Annotated in this window: 22 protein-coding genes and 1 pseudogene; 15 read left to right on the top strand and 8 right to left on the bottom strand. The window is 67.9% G+C overall.

Features of this window, described 5'->3' with window-relative positions; genetic code table 11:
• Positions 1–51: 51 nt before the first annotated feature.
• The 5 genes from ABI214_RS22770 to ABI214_RS22790 all read left to right on the top strand — a co-directional run bounded on the left by ABI214_RS22770 (position 52) and on the right by ABI214_RS22790 (position 2,948).
• Positions 52–618, top strand: coding sequence for a YceD family protein (locus ABI214_RS22770; RefSeq protein WP_348604711.1), 567 nt, complete (start codon positions 52–54; stop codon positions 616–618).
• A gap of 2 nt (positions 619–620) precedes the next feature.
• Entirely contained in the window at positions 621–803 is a 183-nt protein-coding gene (gene rpmF, locus ABI214_RS22775) for a 50S ribosomal protein L32 (protein WP_081880878.1), read from the top strand.
• Between the two features lie 16 nt (positions 804–819).
• Positions 820–1,599, top strand: coding sequence for a ribonuclease III (gene rnc / locus ABI214_RS22780; protein WP_348604712.1), 780 nt, complete (start codon positions 820–822; stop codon positions 1,597–1,599).
• Positions 1,600–1,623: 24 nt separating this feature from the next.
• Positions 1,624–2,490, top strand: coding sequence for a bifunctional DNA-formamidopyrimidine glycosylase/DNA-(apurinic or apyrimidinic site) lyase (gene mutM / locus ABI214_RS22785; protein ID WP_348604713.1), 867 nt, complete (start codon positions 1,624–1,626; stop codon positions 2,488–2,490).
• Positions 2,491–2,570: 80 nt separating this feature from the next.
• Positions 2,571–2,948 (top strand): hypothetical protein, encoded by a 378-nt coding sequence (locus tag ABI214_RS22790; RefSeq protein ID WP_348604714.1) that lies wholly within the window; start codon positions 2,571–2,573, stop codon positions 2,946–2,948.
• Here the strand turns inward: ABI214_RS22790 and ABI214_RS22795 are convergent.
• On the bottom strand, positions 2,905–4,362 hold the full coding sequence (locus ABI214_RS22795; protein WP_348604715.1) for a PLP-dependent aminotransferase family protein: 1,458 nt from the start codon (positions 4,360–4,362) through the stop codon (positions 2,905–2,907). The two genes, ABI214_RS22790 and ABI214_RS22795, sit on opposite strands and share 44 nt — an antisense overlap.
• Before the next feature lie 77 nt (positions 4,363–4,439).
• Here ABI214_RS22795 and ABI214_RS22800 point away from each other — a divergent pair, with 77 nt between their 5' ends.
• The gene (locus ABI214_RS22800; RefSeq protein ID WP_348604716.1) at positions 4,440–5,090 is read left to right on the top strand and encodes a pyridoxamine 5'-phosphate oxidase family protein; all 651 of its coding nucleotides are present in this window, start codon (positions 4,440–4,442) and stop codon (positions 5,088–5,090) included.
• Between the two features lie 84 nt (positions 5,091–5,174).
• Here ABI214_RS22800 and ABI214_RS22805 read toward each other — a convergent pair whose 3' ends face one another.
• Genes ABI214_RS22805 through ABI214_RS22835 form a run of 7 tightly spaced genes read right to left on the bottom strand, consistent with a single transcriptional unit; the run spans position 5,175 to position 13,213 of the window.
• Positions 5,175–5,828 carry an HAD family hydrolase gene (locus tag ABI214_RS22805; RefSeq protein WP_348604717.1) on the bottom strand — a complete coding sequence of 218 codons (654 nt, stop codon included), beginning with the start codon at positions 5,826–5,828 and terminating at the stop codon, positions 5,175–5,177.
• Entirely contained in the window at positions 5,825–6,916 is a 1,092-nt protein-coding gene (locus ABI214_RS22810; protein WP_348604718.1) for an ABC transporter ATP-binding protein, read from the bottom strand. Before ABI214_RS22810 ends, ABI214_RS22805 begins: the two co-directional genes overlap by 4 nt.
• A 3-nt stretch (positions 6,917–6,919) precedes the next feature.
• The gene (locus ABI214_RS22815) at positions 6,920–8,218 is read right to left on the bottom strand and encodes an ABC transporter substrate-binding protein (protein ID WP_348604719.1); all 1,299 of its coding nucleotides are present in this window, start codon (positions 8,216–8,218) and stop codon (positions 6,920–6,922) included.
• Between the two features lie 56 nt (positions 8,219–8,274).
• A complete protein-coding gene (locus ABI214_RS22820) occupies positions 8,275–9,096 on the bottom strand; it encodes a carbohydrate ABC transporter permease (RefSeq protein WP_348604720.1) in 822 nt (273 codons plus the stop codon).
• Positions 9,093–10,019, bottom strand: a complete 927-nt coding sequence (locus ABI214_RS22825) for a carbohydrate ABC transporter permease (protein ID WP_348604721.1) — start codon at positions 10,017–10,019, stop codon at positions 9,093–9,095. The genes ABI214_RS22820 and ABI214_RS22825 overlap by 4 nt, the downstream gene beginning before the upstream one ends.
• Positions 10,016–12,172: a PQQ-binding-like beta-propeller repeat protein gene (locus tag ABI214_RS22830; RefSeq protein WP_348604722.1), complete on the bottom strand. Its 2,157-nt coding sequence runs from the start codon at positions 12,170–12,172 to the stop codon at positions 10,016–10,018. Before ABI214_RS22830 ends, ABI214_RS22825 begins: the two co-directional genes overlap by 4 nt.
• Before the next feature lie 60 nt (positions 12,173–12,232).
• Complete coding sequence (locus ABI214_RS22835) at positions 12,233–13,213, bottom strand: MurR/RpiR family transcriptional regulator (protein ID WP_348611955.1); 981 nt, start codon at positions 13,211–13,213, stop codon at positions 12,233–12,235.
• 361 nt (positions 13,214–13,574) lie between these two features.
• Here ABI214_RS22835 and kdpF point away from each other — a divergent pair, with 361 nt between their 5' ends.
• The 9 genes and pseudogenes from kdpF to ABI214_RS22875 all read left to right on the top strand — a co-directional run bounded on the left by kdpF (position 13,575) and on the right by ABI214_RS22875 (position 23,312).
• On the top strand, positions 13,575–13,673 hold the full coding sequence (gene kdpF, locus ABI214_RS22840; protein ID WP_145272899.1) for a K(+)-transporting ATPase subunit F: 99 nt from the start codon (positions 13,575–13,577) through the stop codon (positions 13,671–13,673).
• Between the two features lie 21 nt (positions 13,674–13,694).
• Positions 13,695–15,395 (top strand): potassium-transporting ATPase subunit KdpA, encoded by a 1,701-nt coding sequence (gene kdpA / locus ABI214_RS22845; protein WP_348604723.1) that lies wholly within the window; start codon positions 13,695–13,697, stop codon positions 15,393–15,395.
• A complete protein-coding gene (kdpB, locus tag ABI214_RS22850) occupies positions 15,392–17,518 on the top strand; it encodes a potassium-transporting ATPase subunit KdpB (protein ID WP_348604724.1) in 2,127 nt (708 codons plus the stop codon). Before kdpA ends, kdpB begins: the two co-directional genes overlap by 4 nt.
• A 7-nt stretch (positions 17,519–17,525) precedes the next feature.
• The gene (locus ABI214_RS22855) at positions 17,526–18,176 is read left to right on the top strand and encodes a potassium-transporting ATPase subunit C (RefSeq protein ID WP_348604725.1); all 651 of its coding nucleotides are present in this window, start codon (positions 17,526–17,528) and stop codon (positions 18,174–18,176) included.
• Positions 18,177–18,273: 97 nt separating this feature from the next.
• A pseudogene (locus ABI214_RS25550) lies at positions 18,274–19,534 on the top strand (DUF4118 domain-containing protein); the annotation flags it as partial.
• Entirely contained in the window at positions 19,514–20,692 is a 1,179-nt protein-coding gene (locus ABI214_RS25555; RefSeq protein WP_431357165.1) for a sensor histidine kinase, read from the top strand. The pseudogene ABI214_RS25550 and the gene ABI214_RS25555, both read left to right, overlap by 21 nt.
• The gene (locus tag ABI214_RS22865; RefSeq protein WP_348604726.1) at positions 20,689–21,369 is read left to right on the top strand and encodes a response regulator; all 681 of its coding nucleotides are present in this window, start codon (positions 20,689–20,691) and stop codon (positions 21,367–21,369) included. Before ABI214_RS25555 ends, ABI214_RS22865 begins: the two co-directional genes overlap by 4 nt.
• Positions 21,370–21,427: 58 nt before the next feature.
• On the top strand, positions 21,428–22,879 hold the full coding sequence (locus ABI214_RS22870; protein WP_348604727.1) for an alanine/glycine:cation symporter family protein: 1,452 nt from the start codon (positions 21,428–21,430) through the stop codon (positions 22,877–22,879).
• The gene (locus tag ABI214_RS22875; RefSeq protein ID WP_348604728.1) at positions 22,872–23,312 is read left to right on the top strand and encodes an OsmC family protein; all 441 of its coding nucleotides are present in this window, start codon (positions 22,872–22,874) and stop codon (positions 23,310–23,312) included. The genes ABI214_RS22870 and ABI214_RS22875 overlap by 8 nt, the downstream gene beginning before the upstream one ends.
• Positions 23,313–23,484: the final 172 nt, after the last annotated feature.

Here is a 23,484-nt window from a genome sequence, read left to right on the forward strand (position 1 = left end):
GTGTCATCGCATCGCCACAAGTCCTCGCGTCCGACGCGCGACGAGGGATTCGTGCTGGACACCCTCTCGCTGGGGCGTCGTCCGGGCTCGATGCGTACGGTGTCGCGGGTGGTTCCGGCTCCCTCTCGGATCGGTCTCGACCTTGTCGCGATCGAAGAGGGCACGGACGTGGAACTCGATCTGCGGCTCGAATCGGTGTCCGAGGGGGTGCTCGTCACCGGTTCCGTTCGCGCGGACACGGTGGGTGAGTGCTCGCGGTGCCTCGAACCGTTCGACGACTCGGTGAGCCTTCACCTCACGGAGCTGTTCGCTTACCCGGACAGCGCCACTGAGGAGACCACCGAGGAGGACGAGATCTACCGGGTCGTGGACGACGAGATCGACCTCGAACCGGTGATCGTCGATGCGGTCGGACTGGAGCTTCCGCTCCAGCCGCTCTGCAGCGACGACTGTGAGGGATTGTGCCCCGAATGCGGCATTCGCCTGGCGATTGCGGAATCCGGGCACGGTCATGAGACAATGGATCCTCGCTGGGCTGGGCTCGCAGCCAAATTCGGTGCAGGATCCGACGCCAGCAATGCAACTGCTGATGCCAGCAAGATCAACGAGGAGAAGTAGACGTGGCTGTTCCCAAGCGCAGAATGTCGCGGTCCAACACGAGGTCGCGACGGAGCCAGTGGAAGACCACTGCGCCCACCCTCATCACCTGCCCGAACCGTGGCTGCGGCGAGAAGACGCTGCCCCACGTTGCGTGCCCGTCTTGCGGCACCTACAAGGGCCGTCAGGTTACCGCCGCGGTCTAGTCTGCTCAGTGGCGCTGTGACCAGCAAAAAAAGCAATACAGCACTCGCCGGCGGCGAGGGGGATCACGGATCGCTCCTCGCCGCTCTTGGCGTCCATTTGGACGAGTCGCTGCTGACGTTGTCGTTGACCCACCGCTCGTACGCGTACGAGCACGGTGGGCTGCCGACGAACGAGCGGCTCGAGTTCCTCGGCGACTCGGTGCTCGGCTTGACCATCACCGAACGGCTGTACCTCGCACACCCGGAGAAGTCCGAGGGCGAACTCGCGAAGATTCGCGCCAGCATCGTGAACATGCACGCGCTGGCCGAGGTCGCTCGCGGTCTCGGCCCGGGTGGGCTCGGTGCCCACCTGTTGCTCGGTAAGGGCGAGGAGATGACCGGTGGGCGTGACAAGCCCAGCATTCTCGCCGACGGCATGGAGTCGCTCCTCGGTGCGATCCACCTCCAGCACGGCATCGACACCGCTCGCACGGTGGTGCTCGATCTGTTCGCCGACCTCCTGACGCGCGCCCCGAAGCTCGGTGCGGGCCTGGACTGGAAGACCAGCCTCCAGGAACTGACCGCCGAGCGTGGCATCGGTGTCCCGGTGTACGAGATCTCGGCGACCGGACCGGACCACGACAAGGAGTTCACCGCGACGGTTCTCGTCGGCGGAAACGCCCTGGGCGTCGGTATGGGCCGCTCCAAGAAGGAAGCCGAGCAGAAGGCCGCCAGTACGGCCTGGAGCGCACTGTCGGAGGCCGCCGAGTCGTCTCGGTCCGTCACCCAGGCCGACCAGCCCGTCGTCGAGCAGTAGGACCTCGGCGGAGCGAGACGGACCGTGCCCGAGCTTCCTGAGGTCGAGGTCGTCCGGCGGGGCCTCGAGGCGCACGTCGTCGGCCGTGTGATCGACACGGTCGACGTCCTGCACCCGCGTGCGGTGCGCCGGCATCTGCCGGGCTCTATCGACTTGGCCCGCCGGCTAGAGGGCCGGACCATCGCGTCGGCCGAGCGTCGGGGCAAGTATCTGTGGCTCGTCCTCGAACCCGACGACGTTGCCCTCGTCGTCCATCTGGGTATGAGCGGGCAGATGCTCGTGCAGGATCCGACGGTCGTCGACGAGAAGCATCTGCGGATCCGGGCGCGGCTCGACTCCGGAACCGACCTGCGTTTCGTCGACCAGCGGACGTTCGGAGGGTGGGCCCTCGCGGATCTCGTCACCGTCGACGGCACCGTCGTGCCCGATTCCGTCGCGCACATCGCGCGTGATCCCCTCGATCCGCGATTCGATCCCGATCTGGTCGTGAAAGTCTTGCGTGGCAAGCAGACCGAGATCAAACGTGCCCTCCTCGACCAGACCGTGGTCTCGGGCGTCGGCAACATCTACGCCGACGAGGCGTTGTGGCGCGCCGAGATTCACGGCAACCGGCCGACGGACAAGCTCAGCGGACCGCGCCTGCGCCGACTGCTGGTGGCCGTCGAGGCTGTCATGCAAGAGGCGCTCGCACAGGGCGGTACGTCGTTCGACGCGCTGTACGTCAACGTCAACGGGCAGTCCGGCTACTTCGACCGGTCGCTCGCCGCGTACGGGCAGGAGAACCTGCCCTGTCAGCGGTGCGGGGCGCCGATCGTGCGGGAGAAGTTCATGAATCGCTCGTCGTACAGCTGTCCCAAGTGTCAGCCGCGGCCCCGCCTCGTTCGGGGCTGAGCATGCCCCTGACCGCGTCGCAGCTTTCCGCATTGCCCGAAGGTTGGTGCGCGACTGGCAGGCCCAGTGAGGAATGCGACATGTCTCACTCCGGGATCGCAGAGGAAGTCGCCGTAGAAGTCTCGGCCGAGCACCCGTTGTTTGGGGTGGCTGTCGAGGTGGTAGCGCACGATGTCGCCTTCGACGACGTTCTCTGCCAGCACGTGGCGGATCCCGAACGCTTTACCGAAGTGCATTTGACCTGGGCTCGGCGAGCGGAGAGCTTCGGGCTTCCCTCGATCGAATGCGACGGAAAGTGGGAGGACTTCCTTCGCCTGCAACAGGCGATATCTGCCGCGGTCGATGCTGCTGCGGAAGAAGAGCAGCTCGGCCTACGGCAACCGATGACGGAAGCGGGCACACCGTCCCCACCGATCATCGTGCGAGCCCCGGAGCGCGGACCCGACGCTCGCGGATGACGTCGGTGATCAGCCGCGCGGCGGCGTCGGCCTGCGATTCGGGCAGTCGCGCGTAGCCGCACAGCAATCCGCGTGGGCCCGCCTCTCCGGCACGGTAGGCGTCGAGGCCGCGGACCAGCGCGCCGCGTCGGCCGATCTCGCGTGCGACTTCCGCGTCGTCGACGCCGTCCGGCAATCGCACCGCGAGGTGCAGTCCCGCTTCGATCCCCGCGAGCCCGACGTCCGGGTGATGGCGACGCAGCGCATCGACGAACGCCTGCCGCCGGGCCGTGTAGGTCCGCGCCGCCCGCGCCAGATGCCTGGTGAGCGAACCGGACTCGATGAATCGAGCGAACGCGTCCGTGGTGACCGCGGACACGGTCTCGCCGCTGATGTCGAGCGCCTCGCGCACCCGCGCCAGGAGCGGGGCCGGGGGAACCATCCAGGCCAGCCGGAGCGAGGGCGAGACGATCTTGGACGCCGTGCCGAGGTAGGCGACCGTGTCGCGGCCGCCGTCGATCGACCGTAGCGCCGGCAGAGCCGCCACGCCGTAACGGAATTCGCCGTCGTAGTCGTCCTCGATGACGAGGCGTCCGGCGTCGGCCGACGAGGCGATCAGCCGGGCCCGGCGGGAGACGGACATGCGGCCGCCCATCGGATACTGGTGTGCCGGGGTGCAGTACACGGCTGCGTCCGCGGGACCGAGGCTGTCCGGATCGAGTCCGTCGTCGTCCACCGCTACCGCTCGGACCCGGACTCCGGCCGCGTCGAGGAGACGGCGTGCCCGAGCGTATCCGGGATCCTCGAACGCGACCGGCCTTCCGGCGAGATCGGCTGCGGCGACGAGCGTTCGGAGCGCGGACAGGATGCCGGGAACGATCACGATCTCGTCCGCGGACGCGACGATCCCACGGGTGCGCCGGAGGTGGTCGGCCAGCGCCGCCCGGAGTCGAAGATGGAGGTCCGGGCTGGGGGCATCGTTCGGAAGTGCTCCGGAAAGTGTTGCCCGCCAAGATGATCGCCAGTCCCGTGGCGAGACGAGTGCGGTGTCGGGATAGCCGGGGGCGAGGTCGAACGTGGCGCGCCGCGGGGCCACTCCGGGGGCCGGCGGGGCGGTGTCGGGCGCCGCGACATGGGGGCGGGCACCGGCTTTGGCGGCGGCGTCGGCCCCGGCCGCGACGCGGGTACCGGCCCCGGGACGCGTCACGATGTAGCCGGCCGCGGCCAGTTCGTCGTACGCGTCGACCACCGCGCCGCGCCCGACCCCGAGTTCGGTCGCCAGCGCCCGGGTCGCGGGCAGATGGTCCCCGGCGTCCAGATGTCCGTCGCGCAGGGCGGCCACGATCGCTGACGCGATCCGACGGCGCAGGGGTTCGCCGTCGTCGGGAAGCCGAAGGTGCAGGTGCAGTGTCGAGACGGGCCTGGTCCGAGGCATCCTGCGAGAATACTGGTCCGCGATTGTGGTCGATTCCGGACCTGGTTGTATATCCGGAATCGGGTGACAGTGGCACCATGAGCACCACATACGACCTCGACCGAATCAATCGACTACCCGAACGTGCCCGCGCCGACCGCGCCGACCTGGACGCCGTGCTGGACGCGGCGGCTGTCGGGACGCTCGCGACGGTCGTCGACGGGCTGCCGTGGGCGGTGCCGATGCTGTACGCGCGCGTCGGCGACCGGCTCCTGCTGCACGGGTCGACCGGTGCCGGGGCACTCCGGCAGGTGGCGGCGGGTGCACCCGCGGCACTGTGCGTGACGCATCTCGACGCGATCGTGGTGGCGGACAACCTCTTCAACTCGTCGGCGAACTACCGGTCGGCCGTGGTGCGCGGACAGCTCGAGCCGATCACGGGGGCCGAGGCGGAGGACGCGCTCACGGTGTTGTCCGATGCACTGATCCCCGGCCGCAGCACCGAGGTGCGGGCGGCGACACGGAAGGAGCTCGCGGCCACCCTCACGATCGCGCTGCCGATCGCGCCGGGGCAGTGGACGGTCAAGGTCCGGTCCGCACCGCCCGGCGAGGGGGACCGCAATCCCGACGTGTGGGCCGGGCTGGTGCCGATGCGAACGGTTGTGGGAGAGCCGGTCCCGGCTCCGTGGGTACCCGACGGCATGCCGGTGCCGGCGTCAGTGTGCGCGCTCACCCGCACGGACCGGTAGCCATTCGAACCGCACCTCTCTCGACGGTGCAGGGGACTGCCGCACGAACGGGTGACATGGGCACCGTCGTGCGGCAGTCCCGGATCAGATGGTCAGGTCGTCCAGTGTCACCCTCTTCGTTGCTGTGAACACAGTGAGTTCGTCCAGCGAGTCGATCATGGTGTGCGCGCCGGCGGCGCGAAGTGCGGCTTCACTCGCGTAACCACCGCGGACCCCGATGGGGACGTAGCCGGCTTCCGTCGCGCAGGCCATGTCGTAGGGGGTGTCGCCGACGTAGTAGGCCCGGTCACCGTGGTGCCGGAGTGACCGCAGGACCGAGGTCTTGTCCGCGGCCGGGGCGACCACCGTATCCCAGAGCGCGGGCACGTTCAGGGTGTTGATGTCGAAGGCGACGGCGTCGGCCGACGCAGCGGAGACGACGCCCAGCCAGGCGCCGTTGTCGGCGAGGGCGACTAGGGCGTTGCGTGTGCCGGGACGCAGCGTTGTGATGCGTCGGGTCATCGCTGTGTTCCATCGGGATTCGGCGTCGGGTCCGTGTTCGGGCGGCAGGCCGAGGCTCTCGAACATTTCTGCCATGGGCAGGCGGAACGTGGTGGGGAATTGATCCTTGGACACCGGATCTGCGCCATAGCTCGCCAGTACGTCGTTGAGGGCGTCACGGGCGCGGTCCGCGTCGCACACGACGGTGCCGTTCCAGTCGAACAGCACCATCGTGTGTGCAGCAGTGGGAGTGCTCACGCGCTCACGCTCGCAAGGGTCTCGTTTCGTAGCCCGAGTTCGGTGGCGGTACCCAGCCGGACACCCATTTCGGTCGAGTACACGTGTACGTGCTCGCGGCGCACGCCGATCGTGACCGGCCGGCCAATCCGGGGGGTGTCGGTGACGGGGCAACGAAACGCGACAGTGCTGTGGTCGTCGAGTGCAATCTGTACGACGCGATCCTGGCCGGTCGGTTCGACGAGGACGACGGTACCGGTCAGTTGCCAGTCGCTCTCGTGTCCGCGCATCGAGAGGTGTTCGGGGCGGATTCCGAGGGTGATCGGTTCGGTCCGGCCGCCGATCGGTCCGAACACCGAGTCCCCGGTGCCGGACACTGGGACGAGGTTCATCGGCGGGGATCCCACGAAACCGGCGACGAAAAGGGTGGCAGGTGCTGCGTAGAGCTCGTCGGGGGTGCCCACCTGTTCGATTCGGCCGTGGTTGATGACTGCGATGCGGTCGGACATCGCCATGGCGTCGAGTTGGTCGTGGGTGACGTTGATGCCGGTTGCACCGACCTCCCGCAGCAGGGCTGCGATCTCGACCCGGAGCGTCACGTGCAGTTGCGCGTCGAGGCCGGACAGGGGCTCGTCGAGGAGGACGATGCCGCTCCGGCGGGCGAGCGCTCGTGCTAGCGCGATGCGCTGGCGTTGCCCGCCGGACATCGCTTTCGGCTTGCGGACGAGGAGGTCCTCGACGCGCATGCGGGTGGCGATGTCGCGGGCCCGAGCCTCGGCTTCCGATTTGGGGAGGCCGAGGCCGTGCCGCAGCCCGAGGGTGATGTTCTCGAGTGCGGTCAGGTGTGGATAGAGCGCGAAGTGCTGGAAGACGATGGCCGCGTCGCGTTGGTGCGGGGCAATGCCTTCCTGCGGCACGCCGTCGAAGTGGACACTACCGGCGGTCTGGGTTTCCAGGCCGGCAACGATTCGGAGCAGGGTGCTCTTGCCGGAGCCGGAGGGTCCGAGGATGGCTACCTGTTCGCCGTCGCCGATGGTGAGGTCGATGCCGTCGAGCGCGGTGACGTCGCCGAAGGATTTGCTGATGCCGTGGAGTTCGACTCGGGTCATGTCTCAGCCCTGCCCGACGATCGAGTTGATGGTGGTGACGGCCCGCTTCACTGTGGGCTCGAGTTCGGAACCGGACTGCAATCCCTGCGCCATCTGACGGAGTACGTCGTTGATCTGCGAGGTCCTGGCGCCGTCGAAGCCGCCCCACGGGGAGAGTTCCTTGGCGTAGGTCCAGGCGTACCGCTGTGGCTGGCGGATGCCGCTGGTGGCCAGCAGTTGTTCGGCGGCCGCCTTGTCGACCGGGATGTAGGAGTAGTCGGTGCCGCTGGCGGCGAGCACTGCCTCTGTACCGAGGAGTTCGGCGACGAGCGCATTGGCGTAGGCTGCGCGGCAACCGTCGTCGCTGAGGACGATCCATCCGTTGCCGCCGGCGGGCAGGAGCCCGTCACCGCCGTTGACGGTCGGGAGATCCACTGCTGTCCACTCGAATCCGTCACCGACGGTATTGTTCACGGATGCGATCATTGAGGTCGCGGTGAAGGCCAGAGCGGTCTGCTGGCTCGTGAAGGCGGAGATCGCATCCGTCTCGTTGACACGGGCTTCGAGGCCGCGCTCGTTCAGCTTCGTCCAGAGGGAGAGCGCGTCGATGCCGGTGGCGTCACCGAAACCGGCGGTGCCGTCCGCGTTGACGAAGGTCCCTCCGGCGCCTTGGACGAAGCCCTGGCCGAGCCAGTCGGGCAGGCGCTGGGTGGGCAGCGACACCGACGGGTTCCCGGTCTTCGCGGTGACTTTTGAGGCTGCGGTGACGACGTCGTCGAATGTGCGGATGTCGGTGGCCTTGCCCGCGTTCGCGGAGTCGAGCATCGTCTGGTTGACGAGCAGTACCGGGGCGGATACCTGGGCGGGGGCAAGGTAGACCTTGCCGTCGACCGTACCGGCGGAAAGGAACTGCGACTGGTACGTGTCCGCGAGGCCGGCGGTGTCGATGGTGGCGGGCGAGTACTTCTCGACCCAGAAGCGGAGCTGGCCGAGGCCACTCATGATGAGGTCGGGGCGTTTGCCGACCGCGATGTCCGCGACGACGGTGTTCGTGAGTTCGTCGTAGCTCGTCGTCTTCAAGGGTTCCGCGTCGACCGTCAGGCCCGGATACTTCGCCTGCAGGTTCGCGACGGCGACCTTCATGGCGTTCTCGCCCTGCGATCCGAAGGTCACGTCGAGGGTGTGTTCCGACGGCGTGCAGGAGTTGATGTCCGTCGCTGCCGCGATGGCGGTGTTGGTGGACGAGGCGTTGCCGCATCCGGTGAGGACGAGGATGCCGGCGGCGAGGGCTCCGGCGGTGCCGGCAAGTCGGGCTGTGCGCATGGCGGGTTCTCCTTGGATAAGTGCTGTGATGGCGGGTGTCTGTCGAGTGGCTCGAGCTATCCGGGAATCTCGGCGCCGCTCATGCCCTGCACGAAACGGCGCTGGGCGGCGAGGAAGAGCAAGACCACGGGTGCGGTCACGATGACGGCGCCGGCGGCGAGGGCCGCGTAGTCGAAGCCGATGTCGGCATGCTGGAACGCCGCGAGAGCGAGGGGCGGGGTGACGAGATCGGGGCTGCGCACGACCAGCAGCGGCCACAGGTAGTCGTTCCAGTGAGCGAAGACCGAGAAGACCGAGAAGGCTGCGATGCCGGGGCCCGCGAGCGGCACCACGATCTTGCGCAGGATCTGAAAGTGGCCCAGACCGTCGGTGCGGGCGGCTTCGAGGAGAGAGTCGGGGATGGAGAGCATCTGTTGGCGCAGGAGGAAGATTCCGAAAGCGCTTGTGGTGAAGGGAAGGACGAGTCCGGCGTAGCTGTCCGCGAGACCTGCGGCGTTGATGCCGATGAAGGTGGGAATCATGGTGGCCTGTGAGGGCATGAGCAGACAGGCGAGCACTATCAGGAACACCACCGACGATGCCCGCGTGCGCACTTTGGCCAGGACGTAGGCCGCGGGTATGCAGGTCGCGAGTTGTAGGGCGAGTATCGAGAGGGTCACGATCAGCCCGGTGACGACGGCCCGTCCCATTCCCGCGTCCCCCCAGGCCCGGGCATAGGACGAGAGGTCGAATTCGGTGGGGATGAACGGAATGCCGCTCTTGTTGGCCTGTTCCACCGGGGCGAGCGAGGTGCGGATCATCCAGTAGAGCGGAAACAAGCTGATGACGACGGCGACGGTGAGTAGGACCCACCGGGTGCCGCGGACGAGGATGCTCATCGGTTCTCTCCGGTCAGTAGGCGACGTTGGAGTACGCCGACGGTGATCAGGGCGACGAGGAGCAGTAACGACAGGGCGGAGGCCGCACCGAGGTCGTAGTAGCTGAACCCGAGCTTGTAGGACTGGGTGAGCACGGTTTCGGTGGAGTTGAGTGGACCGCCCTGGGTCATCACATTGACCGCGTCGAAGACCTGCACCGAGTGGAGGATCGCGAGGACGGTTGCGAAGACGACGGTCGGCTTCATCATCGGCAGCGTGATGCGCCACAGCTTGGGGAGACCGCGGATTCCTTCGGCCCGGGAGGCCTCGTCGATGGTGGTCGGGATCGTCGCGAGGCCGGCGATGAAGATCATCATGCTGAAGGAGGCGCCGCGCCAGATCCCGACGACGGCGACCGTCAGCAGGGAGGTGTCGGGGTCGCCGAGCCAGTTCACCGGGGCCATACCGAGGAAGCCGAGTAGCTGGTTGACGAAGCCGCCTTGGTAGGCGAAGAGCCACCGGAACACGACTGCCATGGCCACCAGATTCGCCGTCATCGGCAGGAACAGAGCGGTACGCACCCAGGTTCGGCCACGGCCGACGGACTCGGCGAGCAATGCGAGAACGAGACCGATCGCAAGGCCGGGGACGACGGTCAGCACGGTGTAGACGAGGGTGTTGACTATCGACTGTTGCACCGTCGGGTCGGTGATGATCCGCTGGAAGTTGGCGAATCCGACGAACTTCCACGCCCCTCCGGCGAGCGGCACAGCGAAGAAGCTCGCGACGAGCGACAATATCGCGGGCACGATCACGAACAGAGTCATCGCGATGCCGGCGGGCAGCACCAGCAAAGCCGGGGCGAACCGGTCGCCGCGCCGACCGCGACGCCGCTCGATCGCGCGTGGAACGACGCGGTCGGGTGCGTCGATGGTGGCGGTCATCCCGCGCCACCGATCGTCGCGGGGTCGAGTGCGAGGACGGTGCCGTCGGTGCCGACTGCGAGGACACGGTCCCCCGCGTCGGTGAGCGCGGCAGCGAATGGTGAGGCGTACTGGGTTCGGCCCAGCTCGGTCCCGTCGAGGTCGATGCGGCGGATCGTGCCGTCGAGTCCGGGCAGTAGAAGGTGCTGGTCGCGCAGCAGCGGCGGCGCGATGACGGGGTGAGGACGCTTGGTGTACGAGCTCATCGGGAACGGAGCGTCGCCGTCGATCGCGGCTTCCCAGATTGTCTCGCCGGTGTCGGGGTCGAGCATCCGTAGTCCCAGCCCGGGCACGGTGACGACGTAGCCGTGCCCGGTGATCACCGGGGTGGTCGGGGCGTAATTGCCCGGGTGCGAAGCGGTCCAGAGCGTGGCACCGGTACCTCGGTCGAGGGCCGTGGTGTGGCCGTGTGCGGGCATGACCACGACATCGCGCGCCGCATCGTGTGCTCCTGTGCCGATGATCAGCAGTCGCTTCAACGATGTGAACGGGTCGTCGGAGTCGAGATCTGAACGATTCCAACGGGATTCGCCGGTACGTGCGTCGAGGCCAATCGGGTCCGTCGGGGTAGGCCAGAAGCCCATGACGAGGAGGTCGTCGACGACCAGTGGGGCCGCATGATTGACGAGGTTGTGGTGGGGGGAGAGGTCGGTTCGGTGCCAGATGTACTGCCCCGTGCGGGCGTCGATGGCGCGGAGATCGGACGGATCCCCGAGGTAGACGGTCCCGTCGACGAGCGTCGGTGCCCCCCAGGCGAAGCGGCGCAGCGGGTCGCTCGAAGCGGCACGCCAGCATTCCTCCCCGGTTGACGTGTCGAGGGCCACGACGTCCCCGGAGACCTCCGCGGCGATCACCAGACCGTCACCGACAACCGGTGTCGTCTTCACCGCGGATCGGGTCCGGGCCCGCCACCGCACCGCACCGGTTTCGAGGTCGAGGCATTCGACGGTGCCGGCGGGGCGGTCCTCGATCTGGGTACCGACGTAGACCGCGCCGTCGTGTACCGCGGCGCCGTGCCGATGCCCGGCACCGGTCGCGTGCGCGGACCACAGGATCGACTTGTCGGTGGAGGTCACGGTCGCAGCCGAGAACGTCGATGTACGCACGTCCGTCAGGGCCTCGGGTGCCTCACCGGGCAAGAAGGTTTCGGTGTGCAAGGTGACAGTCGTGCCGTCCCAGACCACGTGCCGGAATCCCGGCGGACTGTAGTCGAGGTTCGCGAAGAACGTGGCCGGACTGTTGACGTGCAGCGTGCCGTCGACGTCGATGACACGGCTGGTGTGCCAGTGCCCGGACAGCGCCGCGATCGGCCGCCACGGGAGTTCGTCGAGAATGGAGGCGTTCGGCTGATCGTGGAAAAGCAGCAGGTACGGGGCACCGAACTCCAGTTGAGCGAGATCCGCCTTGACCCAGGCATTCTGGATCTCGTGGTCGATGCCGGCTTCGTGGCTGTGCCAGTCCAAGCCGACGATATGCAGGCCTGCGACGTCGAGGCTGAACCACCGCGGGCCCAGGTAGCGCTCGTACAGGGTCGGGTCCGAGGAATTGGTGAGGTAGTTGTTGCGGCTGATCGTGAAGCCGCGTTCACCGTTCATGTGGTCGTGGTTGCCCGGGATCAACTCGACCGGCACCGGGCTGGACCGCAGGGCCTCGATGTATGCCTCGTATTCCTCCGGCAACCCGTTGTCGACGAGGTCTCCGGTGACGAGGATGCGTCGCGCAGCGGGCGCGAGTGTCGGTAGGCGGTCGAGGAATCCCACGACCTGTTCGGGCAGGCTCCCCTCCGCGTACAAGCGGTGGGTGTAGTAACCGGCGTCGATGACATCCCGGGTCGTCATGTGGGTGTCGGTGAGGTGGAGGAACTCGTACGGCAGGGGTTGGTCTTCGGGGACGAGAACGAAACGGAGTTCGGTGTCGTCGGTGTCGGGAACACGGTGCCACCAGGGAGCGGCGGTGTAGCCGGTGGGCCGGGTGAGGACGACGAACCCTCCCCACTCCGCTTGGCGGGCGAGGGTGAAACGGCCGTCGTCATCAGTCTTGGTGACGACGCCACCAGTGGCGACGGCCACCCCCGCGGCGGGGGTGCCGTCGTCGTACAACACGATGCCGTGCATTGTGAACTCCTTTGTGGCGCTGACACGCCGAGACTGTGGGGTGCGGTTCAGGCGGACTGGTCAGATGCGGTGCTCGATGAGCACGTCTTCGGCGAGAGCGAGGGCAGTTCCGCTGGTTTCGGCGCGACGGGAAAGGTTGACGTACAGAGCGTCGAGTACGGCGAGATGCACGATGCGACTGGACATCGCTTCGACGCGATAGCTGGTCTCGACGCTGCCCGCGACGATGCTCACGGCCACCTCTTCGGTCAACGGTGAGGAGGAGAAGCTCGTGAGGGCGACGGTGACGGCCCCGGATGCCTTGGCGGCTCGGGTCGTCGCGAGGGTTTCGACGGTGGATCCGGTGTGGCTGATCGCGAAGAAAACGTCGTCGGGGCCGAGCATGCGTGCGGTGACATGCTGGCTGTGCACGTCAGGGGTGAAGGAAGCGTCGAGGCCGAGAGAGACGAACCGGTACGCGGTGTCGAGTGCGAGCGGCGCGGAGGTACCGACGGCCCCGAACACGATGCGACGGGCGCCGAGCAGGTGGTCGACGGCCGTCTCGATGGCATGAACGTCGAGGGCTTTCGAAGCATTGTCGACAGCTCGGGCAGTACTGTCCATGACCTTGTGGGCGATGTCGCCGGCGGTGTCGTCGGGTGTGATGTCGCCGAGTACGCGGCGATCGTCGGGGATCGATTCGCTCGCGAGGGTGATCTTGAGTTCCTGGTAGCCCCGAAGGCCTAGCGTCGTGCACAGCCGCACGACTGTGGCGGGCGAGCTGCCAGCGGCGGCCGCGAGTTCGGTCACCGAACGGTGGATCACTGCGGCGGGCTCACTCAGAATCGCCTCGGCCACACGACGTTCTGCCGGTGTGAATGAGACCGATGCCGCCCGGATGCGTTCGACGATGCCTGCTCCGCCCGTCGATGTGGTCGACACCTTTTCTACGGGAATCGTGTTGGTCACAAGCGGACAGCAAACCCGGGATGGTTGAACGAATTTCGTTCCCGAGATGAACCAGATGTGAAATTTCATACCGGCCTTAGTCGTGGAACTCATTTTCACGAGACGGTGCCTCCGCTCGCGACGTCGACCACCGTGCAACGCGATTCACTACACCTCCGATCTGTGGTGTCTCGTGATCGCCCGCGTGTCTGCGGTTGCCCCGCCGTAAAGATCGCATCAATACGCTCGGTTGGCGGCGTCAGCAGAGTGTCAGGACGACGTCCGTGCGCTCGAAACGGGTGCACTCTCCAGTAGGCGCCGGATGCGGCGTCTCCACGTCGCGCCGTCGTCCGGTGCGCCTACTGAGGAAGTCGAAGAGGAACGTCATGGCTGATTTGGCCTACGTCGGGTTGATCATCGGAGTGTTCACCGTCTGTGCGCTGGTGTTGCGTGGTCTGCAGGCGAGGAGCCTCCGGTGACCGTAGCCGGGACGGTCAGTGTCGCCGTCGTCGTGATCGCCGCTGCCCTGGTGATCTACCTGCTCATCGCGCTCCTGAACCCCGAGCGGTTCTAGTCCTCGAGAGGTCCCTCGCACATGAATCCCGCTCTCGCAGCGGGACTGCAGATAGCACTGGTCATTGCCGTGCTAGCGATTCTGTACGTCCCCGTCGGTGACTACATGGCCAAGGTCTACACCACCGACACCGATCTCCGATCCGGCGATTTGCGCATCGAATCCACGCTCTACCGGCTGTGCAGGGTCAACCCCCGCGCCGAACAGACCTGGTACGGATACGCCGGGAGCCTGCTCGGCTTCTCGGCCGCCAGCGTGCTGTTCCTCTACTTTCTGCAACGCGTCCAGGGAGTGCTGCCGCTCAGCGGCGGCCACGAAGGCGTGAGCCCCGCCGTCGCGTTCAACACCGCCGTGTCGTTCGTCACCAATACCAACTGGCAGTCGTACGTCCCCGAGACGACGATGAGTAACTTCACGCAGGCCGCCGGCCTGGCGGTCCAGAACTTCGTATCCGCCGCGGTCGGCATGGCTGTCGCGGCCGCCCTGATCCGCGGATTCATCCGTGTCTCGCGGGGCGGCGAGATCGGCAACTTCTGGGTCGATCTCACCCGCGGTTGCCTGCGCATCCTGCTGCCGATCTCGTTCGTCATCGCGCTGATCCTGCTGAGCCAGGGCGTCATCCAGTCGTTCCACACCGGCTTCGCCTCGACCGGACTCGACGGCAACAGCGTCAGCAACGCGCTCGCGCCGGTCGCGTCGCAGGAGGCCATCAAGGAACTCGGCACCAACGGTGGCGGCATCCTCGCGGCCAACTCCGCCCATCCGTTCGAGAATCCGACGCCGCTCACCAACGTCGTCGAGATCCTCGCCATCCTGCTCATCCCCGTCAGCCTGACGCGCACGTTCGGCACGATGGTCGGCGACCGCCGGCAGGGCCTGACCCTGCTCGCCGTGATGTCGACGCTGTACTTCGGTCTGCTCGCGGTGACCCTGACCGCGGAATCCGGAGCGCGGGGCGTCGCTGCCACCGCGGCCGGATCGATGATGGAGGGCAAGGAGGTCCGATTCGGGATCCCCGGTTCGGCCCTGTTCGCCGTCACCACCACCGGCACCAGCACCGGTGCCGTCAACTCGGCCCACGACAGCATTTCCCCGCTCGGCGGTGGCGCGGTGCTGCTCAACATGCTGCTCGGCGAGATCGCACCGGGCGGCGTGGGAACCGGTCTGTACGGAATCCTGGTGCTCGCGCTGATCGCGGTGTTCGTCGGCGGTCTGCTCGTCGGCCGCACGCCCGAGTACCTCGGCAAGAAGCTGGGACAGCGCGAGATCACGCTCGCCGCACTGTCGGTGCTCGTGATGCCGGCGCTCGTGCTGATCGGCACCGGCATCACGGTGATCCTCGGGTCCACCGTCGGATACCTCGGCAACAGCGGCGATCCCGGCACCCCGCAGTCCATCCACGGCTTCTCCGAGGTGCTCTACGCGTTCACCTCGGCGTCGAACAACAACGGCAGCGCGTTCGGCGGCATCACCGTGACCAGCGACTGGTTCCAGTCGGCGCTCGGTGTGTGCATGGCGCTGGGACGATTCCTGCCGATCCTGTTCGTGCTCGCGCTCGCCGGATCGCTGTCCGCGCAGCGCCGGACCCCGGCCGGTGCGGGCACCCTGCCCACCTCCGGCGCGATGTTCACCGGCCTGCTCACCGGCACCGTGGTGCTGGTCGCGGCCCTCACCTTCTTCCCGGCCCTGGCACTCGGGCCCATCTCGGAGGCCCTGCAATGAGTCTGCGGACGGAATCAACAGTGAACCCGACCGACACCCTTCCGGATCTACCCGTCGAGGAGTCCGCGCACGGTCACTCGCACGTGCAGGCGGGCATCTTCAGCCCGCGACAGCTGATCACGTCGTTGCCGGGTGCCGTGCGCAAGCTCGACCCGCGCCATCAGGCGCGCAACCCGGTGATGTTCGTCGTGCTGGTCGGCTCGATCGTCACGACCGTCATGGCCGTCGCGCAGCCCACGGTGTTCTCGTGGCTGATCGCCGCGTGGCTCTGGTTCACCGTGCTCTTCGCGAACCTCGCCGAGTCGGTCGCCGAGGGACGCGGCAAGGCACAGGCCGCGAGCCTGCGGAAAGTGAAGCAGGACACCGTCGCCCGCCGCCTGACCGCGTCCGGCGCGATCGAGGAGGTGTCGGCCACCCAGCTCGCGATCGGCAACACCGTGGTGGTCGAGGCAGGAGAGGTGATCCCCGGTGACGGCGACGTCATCGAAGGCATCGCGACCGTCGACGAGTCGGCGATCACCGGCGAATCCGCCCCCGTCGTACGCGAATCCGGCGGCGACCGCTGTGCGGTGACCGGTGGCACGACCGTGCTGTCGGACCGGATCGTCGTGCAGATCACGTGCGCTCCGGGGCAGTCGTTCGTCGACCGGATGATCGCACTCGTCGAGGGGGCGTCGCGCAAGAAGACGCCCAACGAGATCGCGCTCAACATCCTGCTCGCGTCGCTCACGATCATCTTCCTGCTTGCCGTCGTGGCGATCGGCCCCATGGGGCAGTACGCGGGTCAGGAGCAGGATCCGATCAAGCTCATCGCGCTGCTGGTGTGCCTGATCCCCACCACGATCGGTGCGCTGTTGTCCGCCATCGGTATTGCGGGCATGGACCGGTTGGTGCAGCGCAACGTCCTGGCGATGTCGGGCCGCGCGGTCGAGGCGGCCGGCGACATCGACACGCTGCTGATGGACAAGACCGGCACCATCACCTTCGGCAACCGTCGCGCGACGGCGTTGTACCCGGCCCCGGGCCATTCGGAGGATGAACTGGCCGCCGCCGCACGGCTGTCCAGCCTCGCCGACGGGACCCCCGAGGGACGCAGCATCGTCGAGTTGTGCGCCGAACGATTCGGGCTCTCCTCCGATCCCAGCGACCACGAGCGGGACGCCGAGTTCGTGCCGTTCACGGCGCAGACACGCATGAGCGGACTCGACATCGCGACGTCGACCGGCCCGCAGCAGATCCGCAAGGGCGCCGGAGACGCCGTGCTCGCGTGGGTGTCCGGATACGGTGCTGCCGTGGATCCCGCCGTGTCGGATTCCGTCGAGAAGGTCGCGTTGGCGGGCGGCACCCCTCTCGTCGTGGCGGTCGCCGAGCGCGGCACGGCGACGGTGCTGGGCGTGATCGCCCTGACGGACGTCGTCAAGCCCGGGATCGCCGAGCGCTTCGCGGAACTGCGGGCAATGGGTATCCGGACGATCATGGTGACCGGCGACAACCCGCTGACCGCACGGGCCATCGCGGAGGAGGCCGGCGTCGACGACTTCATGGCCGAGGCCACGCCCGAGGACAAGCTCGAGCGGATCCGCGCCGAGCAGGAGGGCGGACGTCTGGTCGCGATGACCGGTGACGGCACCAACGACGCCCCTGCCCTGGCGCAGGCCGACGTCGGCGTCGCGATGAACACCGGAACGTCGGCGGCCAAGGAAGCCGGCAACATGGTGGACCTCGATTCGGATCCCACCAAGCTCATCGAGGTCGTCGAGATCGGAAAGCAGCTGCTCATCACGCGCGGCGCCCTCACGACGTTCTCGCTCGCCAACGACCTCGCGAAGTACTTCGCGATCCTGCCGGCGTTGTTCAGCGCGATCTACCCGCAGCTCGGGGTGCTGAACATCATGCATCTGGCGACGCCGCAGTCCGCGATCCTGTCCGCGGTGATCTTCAACGCGCTGGTCATCGTCGGGCTGATCCCGTTGGCGCTCAGGGGAGTTCGCTACCGGCCCGCCGCGGCATCGAAGCTGCTGGGCCGGAACCTGTTGATCTACGGTGTGGGTGGTGTCGTCACCCCCTTCATCGGCATCTGGCTGATCGACCTCGTCGTCCGCCTCATTCCTGGAATCGGGTGAAATGTCAATGAGATTCGGAATCGGACTTCTCAAGCAGGTGTGGGCCGGGCTGCTCGTGCTGCTCGCGCTCACCGCGATCCTCGGTGTGCTGTACCCGGCCGCCGTGTGGGGTGTCGGGCGCATCAGCTCCGGCTCGGCGGAGGGCTCGCCGGTGACCGACGCCGCGGGCTGCGTGGTGGGTAGCCGCTGGATCGGGGTCGACTCCCAGGTGCAGGAGGGCAAGCCGGATCCGTTCTTCCACAACCGGGTCGTCGGCTCGGTCGCGGACGGCGATCCCTTCGCCACCGGCGACCCGGCCGCGGCGCTGCCGTCCAACCAGGGCCCCAGCAGCGAGGTGCTCGCCGGATTCGTCGAGGCACGTCGGGCCGCGATCGCCGAGCGGGAGGGTGTCGCTCCGCAGGACGTTCCGGTCGACGCCGTCACGGGCTCCGGATCCGGGGTCGATCCGCACATCTCGCCCGCGTACGCGGCCCTGCAGGTGCGGCGGGTCGCGGCCGCCAACGGAGTGAGCGAGGACCGTGTCCGCGAGCTGGTCTCCGAGCACACCGAGGGCCGTCAACTCGGATTCCTCGGGGCCGAGCGGGTGAACGTGCTCGAACTCAATCTCGCACTGGGCCTGACCGCGCCTGGGTGCGGCGCGGCGCAGTCGGGTGAATGATGGCGGTGTGACGATTCCGGAGGATCAGCGAGCGCGACGCCGCGGTGAGCTGCGGATCTATCTCGGTGCGGCGCCGGGCGTCGGCAAGACCTACGCGATGCTCGGAGAGGCGCACCGCGCAGCAGCTCGAAGGGCTCGAGGTCATCCCGCCCAAGTACATCGAGTACCGGGGGACCGCGATGCCGGAGCTCGACGTCGCGGCCGTGCTGGCCCGGCGTCCGGCCGTCGTCCTCGTCGACGAACTGGCGCACACCAACACCCCGGGCAGCCGCAACGAGAAGCGCTGGCAGGACGTCTACGAGCTGCTCGACGCCGGCATCGACGTCCTGTCGACGCTCAACGTCCAGCACCTCGAGAGCCTCAACGACGTGGTGCAGCAGATCACCGGCATCGCGCAGCAGGAGACCGTGCCGGACGAGGTGGTGCGCGCCGCCACCCAGGTCGAACTCGTCGACATCACACCGGAAGCGTTGCGGCGCAGGCTCTCCCACGGCAACGTGTACTCCGCCGACAAGGTGGACGCGGCGCTCGGCAACTACTTCCGTCGTGGAAACCTCACGGCGCTACGCGAACTCGCGCTGCTGTGGGTGGCCGATCAGGTGGACGCCGCGCTCGCGAAGTACCGGGCCGAGAACAAGATCACCGACATGTGGGAGGCCCGCGAGCGGGTCGTCGTGGCCGTCACCGGCGGCCCCGAGTCGGAGACACTCGTCCGGCGAGCCAGCCGCATTGCCAGCAAGGCCAGCGCCGAGCTGATGGTGGTGCACGTCGTGCGCGGCGATGGGCTCGAGGGCGTGTCCGCCGGCGACATGGGCAAGGTGCGCAAGATCGCCGCCAGCATCGGCGCGAGCCTGCACAGCGTCGTCGGCGACGACGTCCCCACGACGCTGCTCGAGTTCGCCCGCGAGGTCAACGCGACCCAGCTGGTGATCGGCACGTCCCGACGGTCTCGGTGGGCGCGGATCCTCGACGAGGGCATCGGGGCCGCGATCGTCCAGCAGTCCGGGAAGATCGACGTCCACATGGTCACCCACGACGAGGCCGCGACCCGGCACCGGATCTCGATCCTGGGCCGTGGGGAGCGCCGGGTGGTCTCGTGGCTCGCGGCGGTCGTCGTGCCGTCGCTGGCAGCCGTGCTGATGGGCGTGCTCGACCGGTTCTCCGGCGTAGGCGGCCAGAACGCGCTGTTCTTCGTCGTCGTGCTCGCTGTCGCGCTGCTCGGCGGCGTCGGACCGGCGATCCTCTCCGCGCTCATCTCCGGTTTACTGCTCAACTACTTCTTCACCGCGCCGCTCTACAGCTTCACCATCGCGCAGCCCGACAACTTCATCACCACCATGGTGCTGTTGGTGGTCGCGGTGGCGGTCGCCGTGCTCGTCGACGCCGCCGCCAAACGTGCGCGCGAGGCCCGGCGGGCGTCGCAGGAGGCCGAGCTGCTGGCACTGTTCGCCGGGTCCGTGCTGCGCGGGGCCGACCTGCCGGCGCTGCTCGAGAAGGTGCGGGAGACGTACGCGCAGACGGGCGTCAGCGTCATCCGTCGCGGCGAGGGGGTGATCAGCTCCGCGGGCGCCTCGCCGCCGCGCACCGTCGACGACGCCGGGACGGTGTGCGAGGTGGGCGACGGCGAGTACACGCTGCTGCTCGCGGGCAGCGAACTCGGCGCCAGGGACCGGAAGGTGCTCAACGCGGTCGCGAACCAGGCGGTCGGACTGATCCGGCAGCGGCAGCTGGCGGAGGAGGCCAGCCAGGCGTCGGCGCTGGCGGAGGCGGACCGGTTGCGGCGGTCGCTGCTCTCGGCCGTCAGCCACGATCTGCGCACGCCGCTGGCCGCGGTCAAGGCAGCCGTGTCGAGCCTGCGCAGCGACGACATCGAGTTCTCGCCCGAGGACACCGCCGAACTCCTGGCGACAGTCGAGGAGTCGACCGATCAGTTGACGGCGCTGGTCGGCAATCTCCTCGACTCGTCGCGGCTGGCAGCGGGCGTGGTCAAGCCGACGCTGCGGCGGGTGTACCTGGAGGAAGTGGTGCACCGGGCCCTCGTCGGCGCCGGTTTCGGCGGGCCCGGTTCGGCGCGGCGCGTGCGGGACCAGGTGAAGGTCGAGGTGGGCGCTGCCGCGGTGATGGCCGACGCCGGGCTGCTCGAGCGGGTCCTGGCGAACCTCGTCGACAACGCGCTGCGGTACGCGCCGGACGAGCCCGTCCGGATCGGTGCGGCGCGGGTGGGGGACCGGATGACGATCACCGTCGCCGACACGGGCCCCGGTCTGGCCCGCGGCACGCACGATCAGGTGTTCGATGCCTTCCAGCGGCTCGGCGACCGGGACAACACGATCGGCGTCGGTCTGGGATTGTCGGTGGTCAAGGGATTCGTGGAAGCGATGGGTGGAACCGTCAGTGCGACGGACACGCCGGGGGGCGGATTGACGATGGTCGTCGAGCTGGCCGCCAGCCCGGTCGGAACCGGAGCCGGAGACACGCCGGCGGGGCCGGCCGAAGATACGGAAGGAGCCCGATGACCCGGGTGTTGGTGGTCGACGACGAGCCGCAGATCCTGCGTGCACTACGGATCAACCTGAGTGTCCGCGGCTACGAGGTCACGACGGCGTCGACCGGCGCTGCGGCGCTGCGGGCGGCGGCCGAGAAGCACCCCGAGGTGGTGGTGCTCGACCTCGGCCTGCCCGACATGGACGGCATCGAGGTGCTCGCGGGGCTGCGGGGCTGGTGCACGGCTCCGGTGATCGTGCTGTCGGCGCGCACGGACTCGTCGGACAAGGTCGAGGCGCTCGACGCCGGCGCCGACGACTACGTCACCAAACCGTTCGGGATGGACGAGTTCCTCGCCCGGCTGCGGGCCGCGGTGCGGCGTGGGGCGGCCGCGGCGGAGACGAGCGAACCGGTGGTGACCACCGACTCGTTCACGGTCGATCTGGCGGCGAAGAAGGTCACCCGAGACGGGGCCGAAGTGCACTTGACACCCACCGAGTGGGGGATGCTCGAGATGCTCGTGCGCAACAAGGGCAAGCTCGTCGGGCAGAAGGAACTGCTGCGCGAGGTCTGGGGTCCGGCGTATGCCACCGAGACGCACTACCTGCGGGTCTACCTCGCTCAGCTGCGCCGCAAGCTGGAGGTGGATCCGTCGAAGCCGCGGCATCTGCTGACCGAGACCGGCATGGGATATCGCTTCCAGGTTTAGCAACTGACGGTCGGTTTCCGACTGGCGCGCGGGACGGCCGTCCCGCATAGTCCCTGGTGTGGACTCGCTCGTGGAACTGGTCACCGACGTCAATGACATCTACTGGTACGGCGTCATCGTGCTGCTCGTCGGCCTGGGCCTGTACTTCACGGTGCGCTCCCGGTTCGTGCAGGTGCGGCTGCTGCCGGACATGCTGCGATCGGTCATCGAGCCCGCCGAGGAGTTGCCGGACGGGACCAAGGGCATCTCGGCGTTCCGTGCGTTCTCGATCTCCGCGGCGTCGCGGGTGGGGACCGGCAACATCGCCGGTGTCGCCATCGCGATCAGCGTGGGCGGGCCGGGCGCGGTGTTCTGGATGTGGGTCATGGCGATCATCGGTGCGGCCAGCGCGTTCATCGAGTCCACGCTCGCCCAGGTCTACAAGATCCGCGACAAGGACGGCGGGTTCCGCGGCGGCCCGGCCTACTACATGCTGCACGGACTTCGCCGCCGCTGGATGGGCGTGATCTTCGCGGTCGTCATCACCGTGACCTACGGATTCGTGTTCAACGCGGTCCAGACCAACTCGATCGTCGATGCGGTGTCCACCTCCCTCGACACGGACAGCCGCGGCGTGGCGATCGCAGTGGGCGTGTTGGTCGCGGGTCTGACCGCGGCGGTGATCTTCGGCGGCATCCGCCGGATCTCGGCCGTCTCGCAGGTCGTGGTGCCGGTGGTCGCGGGTGCGTACCTGGCACTCGCGCTGCTGGTCGTGGTGCTCAACATCACCGAGGTGCCGGGCATGGTCAAGCTTATCGTCGAGAACGCCTTCGGTGTCCGGGAGGTGGTGAGCGGCGGATTCGCAGCGGCGTTCATGAACGGCATCCGGCGCGGCCTCTTCTCGAACGAGGCAGGCATGGGTTCGTCGCCCAATGCCGGTGCGACGGCAGCTGTTTCGCATCCCGTCAAACAGGGGCTGGTGCAGAGCCTGGGCGTCTATTTCGACACCCTGCTGGTGTGCAGCGCGACGGCGTTCGTCATCCTGCTCTCGAATCCCGAGTACGGCACCAAGGCCGGGGCGTCGCTCACCCAGAACGCGCTCGGCGAGCAACTCGGCGGGTGGACCGTGCACTTCCTCACCTTCACGATCTTCTTCCTCGCGTTCACGTCGGTGATCGGCAACTACTACTACGGCGAGACCAACATCGAATTCCTCACCGAGTCCAAGCGGGTGCGGACCGGCTTTCGAGCCCTGGTGGTGGTGTGCGTGTTCGCCGGCGCGATCGGGTCGGTGCCACTCGTGTGGGCGCTGGCCGACCTCGTGATGGGGGTGATGGCGACAGTGAACCTGTTGGCGCTGCTGCCGCTGTCCGGTGTCGCGTTCCTGCTGTTCCGGCACTACAGCCGACAGCGCGCCGCGGGCCTGGATCCCACCTTCCACCGTGAGGAGCTGCCCGAGATCGAGGGCATTCAGGTGTGGGAGCGTGCCACCGACTCGGGCGCGGATGGCAGGATCTCCACCCATGGCTGAACAGACTCCGCAATCCGCTCCCGCGCCGACCGAGCTGTGGGTCGAACGCACCGGCACCCGCCTCTACACCGGCCGTAGCTCTCGCGGTGCCGAGGTGCGTATCGGGTCGGAATCGGTGGAGGGCGTCTTCACCCCCGGCGAACTGCTCAAGATCGCCCTGGCCGCGTGCTCGGGCATGAGCTCGGACTTCCCGATCTCGCGCCGGCTCGGCGACGACTACGACGCCACCATCCGCGTCTCGGGAGCCGCAGACCGGGAGAACGAGGTGTACCCGCACCTCGAGGAGACCCTCGAACTCGACCTCAGCGAACTCGACCCCGAGGCCCAGGACAGGCTGGTCACGCTCGTCGAGCGTTCGGTCGACAAGGTGTGCACCGTCGGCCGCACGCTCAAGGCGGGCACCAACGTCACGCTGAAGATCACGCGGGGCTAGATCGTGTCGCGGGCGCCGTCGCCGGCGTAGCGGCGGCGCCCGGCGGAAGCGGACGATCCCTTCGACCGGTCTCACGCATCACGTGCGGCAGTCCCCAAGAAGCCCCGCGCCCGATTCGGGTGTTGGGGCTGTTTGGCTTTCGTTCAGGAGGAATGCCGGACTCCGGCTTCGG

It is taken from the genome of Prescottella soli (assembly GCF_040024445.1).
Lineage (GTDB): Bacteria > Actinomycetota > Actinomycetes > Mycobacteriales > Mycobacteriaceae > Prescottella > Prescottella soli.

Bases quoted from the DNA above. Each gene is read 5' to 3' on its own strand.
- ABI214_RS22820 (WP_348604720.1), bottom strand. From the start codon at position 9,096: ATGAGCATCCTCGTCCGCGGCACCCGGTGGGTCCTACTCACCGTCGCC.
- kdpA (WP_348604723.1), top strand. From the start codon at position 13,695: ATGAATCCCGCTCTCGCAGCGGGACTGCAGATAGCACTGGTCATTGCC.
- ABI214_RS25555 (WP_431357165.1), top strand. From the start codon at position 19,514: ATGGTGCTGTTGGTGGTCGCGGTGGCGGTCGCCGTGCTCGTCGACGCC.
- kdpB (WP_348604724.1), top strand. From the start codon at position 15,392: ATGAGTCTGCGGACGGAATCAACAGTGAACCCGACCGACACCCTTCCG.
- ABI214_RS22835 (WP_348611955.1), bottom strand. From the start codon at position 13,213: ATGAGTTCCACGACTAAGGCCGGTATGAAATTTCACATCTGGTTCATC.
- ABI214_RS22875 (WP_348604728.1), top strand. From the start codon at position 22,872: ATGGCTGAACAGACTCCGCAATCCGCTCCCGCGCCGACCGAGCTGTGG.
- ABI214_RS22855 (WP_348604725.1), top strand. From the start codon at position 17,526: ATGAGATTCGGAATCGGACTTCTCAAGCAGGTGTGGGCCGGGCTGCTC.
- ABI214_RS22810 (WP_348604718.1), bottom strand. From the start codon at position 6,916: ATGACCCGAGTCGAACTCCACGGCATCAGCAAATCCTTCGGCGACGTC.
- ABI214_RS22865 (WP_348604726.1), top strand. From the start codon at position 20,689: ATGACCCGGGTGTTGGTGGTCGACGACGAGCCGCAGATCCTGCGTGCA.
- ABI214_RS22825 (WP_348604721.1), bottom strand. From the start codon at position 10,019: ATGACCGCCACCATCGACGCACCCGACCGCGTCGTTCCACGCGCGATC.
- ABI214_RS22815 (WP_348604719.1), bottom strand. From the start codon at position 8,218: ATGCGCACAGCCCGACTTGCCGGCACCGCCGGAGCCCTCGCCGCCGGC.
- ABI214_RS22795 (WP_348604715.1), bottom strand. From the start codon at position 4,362: ATGCCTCGGACCAGGCCCGTCTCGACACTGCACCTGCACCTTCGGCTT.
- ABI214_RS22790 (WP_348604714.1), top strand. From the start codon at position 2,571: ATGTCTCACTCCGGGATCGCAGAGGAAGTCGCCGTAGAAGTCTCGGCC.
- ABI214_RS22800 (WP_348604716.1), top strand. From the start codon at position 4,440: ATGAGCACCACATACGACCTCGACCGAATCAATCGACTACCCGAACGT.
- ABI214_RS22830 (WP_348604722.1), bottom strand. From the start codon at position 12,172: ATGCACGGCATCGTGTTGTACGACGACGGCACCCCCGCCGCGGGGGTG.